1 pseudogene is annotated in these 1,488 nt (G+C 72.8%); it reads right to left on the bottom strand.

The features are described 5' to 3' along the window. A pseudogene (locus R6V09_RS52990) lies at nt 1-776 on the bottom strand (ATP-binding cassette domain-containing protein); the annotation flags it as partial. Nucleotides 777-1,488 lie beyond the last annotated feature (712 nt).

Below are 1,488 nucleotides of genomic sequence, written 5' to 3'. Positions count from 1 at the left end.
GACAGCAGCGCCCGCGCATAGGGATGGCGGGGCCCGGCGAACACCTCGGCGACGGGCCCCGTCTCCACGGCCCGTCCGGCATACATCACGGACACCCGGTCGGCGATCTGCCGGACCACCGCCAGATCGTGCGACACCAGCAGATACGCCGGCCCCAACTCCCGCTTCAGCCGCAGCAACAGATCCAGGATCTGGGCCTGTACGGACACGTCCAGCGCGGACACCGGCTCGTCGAGCAGCAGCAGCGCGGGCTCGACGGCCAGGGCGCGCGCGATGGCGACCCGCTGCCGCTGCCCCCCGGAGAACTGATGCGGATAACGTTCCGCGTCCGCCGGATCCAGACCCACCTGAGCGAGCAACCGCGGAATCCGCGACTCTACGACGCCCCGTGGCACGCGCCGGGCGTGCAGCGGCTCCGCGACGATGTCGCCCACCGACATCCGCGGATCGAGACTCGACATCGGGTCCTGCGGCACGATCTGCACGGCACCGCGCAGGAGTCGCGCGGTGCGCCGCGACAGCCGCGAGACGTCCTGCCCGAGGATCTCCACGGTGCCCCCCTCCGGGGCGGTGAGCGACACGATCTCCATCAGCGTCGTCGACTTCCCGGCCCCGGACTCGCCGACCAGCGCGAGCGTCTCTCCGCGGCACACCTCCAGATCAACCTCCTCGACCGCCCGAACCGCCCGCTCACGCCGCCGCCGACCACTGACAGGCACATACGTCTTGGCAAGCCCGGAAACCCGCAACACGACCTCGGACACGACCGGCCCCGGCCTGGACAGCGGAAACGCCGCCGACTGGGCGGCACTTGGGAGAGCGCCGGGGGCGGGGCGCGGACCGACGCGTCCTTCGCCCGGGAGGGTGTGTCCTGCGCTGGGCAGGGCGTGTCTTCCGGTCGGCGGGGTGTGTCTTCCGGTTGGTGTGGTGCGGCCTTGGTCTGGGGCGGTCGGTCCTTTGTCTGGTGTCGTGGGGTGCTCGCTCGGGGCGGTCGGTCCTCCGTCCGGTGCCGTGGGTCGCTCGTCTGGGATGGCCGACCCGGCACCCGGTGCGGCGGGTTGGTCGTCTGGTCTGGCCGGTCCTCCACTTGGTGCGGCGGGTTGTTCGCCTGGGTGGGCGTGTCTTCCGCCTGGTGTGGTGCGGCCCTGGCCTGGTGCGGCTGGCCTTTTGTCCGGTGTCGTGGGGTGTTCGCCGGGGGCGGTCGGTCCTCCGTCCGGTGCGGCGGGTTGCTCGTCTGGGATGGCTGGTCCTGCACCTGGTGCGGCGGGTTGTTCGCCTGGGTGGGCGTGTCTTCCGCCTGGTGTGGTGCGGCCCTGGCCTGGTGCGGCTGGCCTTTTGTCCGGTGTCGTGGGGTGTTCGCCCGGGGCGGTTGGCCCGCCACCCGGTACCGCGGGTCGCCCGCCTGGTACGGCGGGTTGCTCACCCGGGGCGGTCGGCCCTCCGCCCGGTGCCGCGAGCCCCTCGCCCGAAACCGTGGCCCCCGCGCCG

It is taken from the genome of Streptomyces sp. W16 (assembly GCF_033194735.1).
In the GTDB taxonomy this organism is placed as follows: domain Bacteria; phylum Actinomycetota; class Actinomycetes; order Streptomycetales; family Streptomycetaceae; genus Streptomyces.
Note: the sequence above shows the minus strand (reverse complement) of the source record. Positions and strands in the feature narration are given on the sequence as shown.